Consider the following 2,966-nt stretch of genomic DNA (forward strand, 5'->3'; position numbering starts at 1 on the left):
ATTAGTAAAATTTCTAATAATTTTCTTTTTTTAAAAGGAAAAATTTTGTATAATAGACAAAAGCTCACGATAATTTTAACTTATAAAGGAGGGAACATATGGCTTTTGATATTGATACTTATAACAATGTGGATTTTGACAGTAAAACAAAGATATTTTTTGATGATTTAGAGAGATACCTTTCTAACGAAGATGATTTTATAGCAAATCTTGCTAATACCTCTGCTTTTATTTCTGCTTTTTTTGAAGATATAAATTGGAGTGGTTTTTATCTTCTAAAAAATAATCAGCTTGTACTTGGACCATTTTGTGGAATGCCTGCAACTACAAGGATAGATATTGGAAAAGGTGTATGTGGTACAGCTTTTGAAAAAGGGGAAACTTTGGTTGTGGACAATGTTTGCCAATTCCCCGGACATATTGCCTGTGATATTCGTTCTAAATCAGAGGTTGTTATCCCTCTTATTAAAAATGGTAAAAAATATGGTGTCCTTGATATTGATAGTGGGGTTTATTCAAGATTTTCAGATAAAGAGGTTAAAATTTTAGAGAAAGTCCTAGATATTTTATATAAATATACAGACTTTGAAAATAGATAGATTTTAAATTATTTAAATTTTTTAGAATAATTTGGTAAAATAAAAAAGCTAAGCCTTTTTAACTTAGCTAAAATACAACTAAATGATAGTGGGGAAAAATCTTCCCCACTAATTTTTTTAGATAATTCTCTTTAATTTTTTCAAACCTTTATCCAACTATTGACTGATACTTTCAACCTTATTTTGTAATTTTTTAAATATTTTTGTAGCCTTGCTTTCTAATTTTTTAATTTCTTCTCTATCTTTATCAGTTATTTTTTTATTTAGTTTTTCAGATATTATTTGATATTCTATCTCTATTGAAAGGTCTACCAACGCATTTATGCCCTCATCATTATATTTAACCATTTCCTTATCTAGCCAATCTAAAGATTCATTTATATCTTTTAGATAACTTCTATCTTCAAAGTCTAAATCAAACATTATACCATCTGAAAAATATTTCACTCTACCATCTGGATAATATTTTATTGTATAATCTGAATTTTTTAATACCTCTTTTTCATCAAATCTTTTAGTTTCTGACTCTACTGCCTCTTCCTTTTGAACATTAGTATATCCACATCTCATTGCTATTTCGTGTAATGCTGAAGCTAATTCCAACTCTTCTTCTGAAATTATTCTATTTGTTTTTTTATCAAAGGTAGTAATCTTGTCACTTCCAGTTTCTATATAATCTCCATTTTTTCTTGTTTCAATTTTTATTTTTATATTATCATTTGAAGCAATTAAAATTTTTCCGTCCTTTGTTTTACCCTCTACAATCCAAGTTGCAGGTTTTATATCTTCTGGTAAAACAACATTTGCCTGTCTTAAAAAACGTTTAACATCTTGATTTGCCTCTAAGCTCATCATAAATAATAATTTTTTATCCAAGCAAAAATTATCTTTATTCAGTTGATACATCTCACCAAATTTAATACTATCATTTACATATTGTTCAATTGTTTGTCCATTTGAAAAGGACATATTTTTTACTGTATCTATATAGTCCTCATCACTAGCACACCCTACTAATAGTAACATCATTCCAAGTATAAAAGTTGCAATTTTTTTCATATTTACCCCCTCCTTAACTTGTTCTATAATTAATTATAGTACTTTATTTTGGAAAAAACAACTATAATTAGATTTTTTATTATAAATAAAATCTTATATTTTTTAATCTTAATAAAAATAAAGTAATAAAAGTTTTAGATAAAATTTAATTAGCTTTTATAATTTAAAATTTAGTATAAATAATTATCTTGTATTTATTTAAATTTTTTATTTTATAAAAAAATTATAAGGAAAATTTTTCTCCTAGTTTAATTAAATATTAGTAAAAAAGAGCTGGTATTATTCAGCTCTTAATTTTTTATAATATAAAGTTATTAATTGTAGGGAAAATTGTTCCCACTTACTTTATAAAGATTTTTAACTATTTTTAATTTATTTTTATTTATTAAATCTTATATCCATAGTTAATTAATAAATTATTTGCTTTTTTATAGGGAAGATTTTTCCCCACAAATAAAATTAACCCTCTAACTTTTAATAATTTCTTTTCATAGCAATTCTTAATCTTTCAGCTAATCTATCAAATGTTTTTATAGCTTTTTCTTCCAACTCCTCTAGCTGTTTTTTCTCCTCGTCAGATATATTTTTATTTAATTTTTCAGCTATTAACATATGCTCTATTTTAATTGCATATTTTACCAACTCTTTTAAAACACTCTCTTCTTGAAAATCCTCTAATTTTTCATCTACATTTTGTTCCAAATCTTTTAAAGATAAAGTTATATCTCTTATATAGCTCTCATCACTTAAAAATAGTTCCAATACAACAGACTCTGTAATATATTTTACTCTACCACTTGGATAAAAGTTTACCCTACCAAGTGGATACTCTGGCGTTGGAGCAGTTAATGTTTCTAACAGCTTTTCTGTATCAAATTTTTTTCTGTCCAATTTTCCCTTTTCCTCAATATTAATCACAGGGTACTCATCTTTTTTTGCTATTCTATACAGTTCTGAGGCTAATTTCAAATCTTCTGTTGGTATAACTTTATCTGTTTTTTTATCAATGATAGTAATTTCATCACTTTTTATATACCCATCTTTTTTTATTATCTCTATTTTTGCAGTTACATAGTCATTTGAAGCAACTAAAACTTTTTTCCCTTTTCTCTCAACACCCCAAGTTACCTCTCCTATACCTTCTGGTAAAATAGTTTCACTATTTCTTAAAAGCCAATTTACAATTCTAGATGATTCAAAGTCCAATTTCTCCAATAAAACCTTATCTAAATATGGATTATCCTTATTTAAAGCATATATTTCACCTACTTTAATTTTATCAATCACATATTCTTCCACTGTTTCACC

The 2,966-nt window shown here is 25.7% G+C and carries 3 protein-coding genes; 1 reads left to right on the top strand and 2 read right to left on the bottom strand.

All coding sequences use genetic code 11. From position 1 onward, the window contains the following. The first annotated feature begins 98 nt into the window (after nucleotides 1-98). On the top strand, nucleotides 99-599 hold the full coding sequence (locus tag Q1J48_RS01085; RefSeq protein WP_300345114.1) for a free L-methionine (R)-S-oxide reductase MsrC: 501 nt from the start codon (nucleotides 99-101) through the stop codon (nucleotides 597-599). Between the two features lie 156 nt (nucleotides 600-755). Here Q1J48_RS01085 and Q1J48_RS01090 read toward each other — a convergent pair whose 3' ends face one another. Next, on the bottom strand, nucleotides 756-1,658 hold the full coding sequence (locus Q1J48_RS01090; RefSeq protein WP_300360643.1) for a hypothetical protein: 903 nt from the start codon (nucleotides 1,656-1,658) through the stop codon (nucleotides 756-758). A gap of 474 nt (nucleotides 1,659-2,132) precedes the next feature. Beyond that, nucleotides 2,133-2,966: hypothetical protein (locus Q1J48_RS01095; RefSeq protein WP_300360644.1), on the bottom strand; the 834-nt coding region annotated here is incomplete at its 5' end.

Origin of the sequence: Fusobacterium sp. (assembly GCF_029258315.1) — a bacterium.
Taxonomy (GTDB): domain Bacteria; phylum Fusobacteriota; class Fusobacteriia; order Fusobacteriales; family Fusobacteriaceae; genus Fusobacterium_B.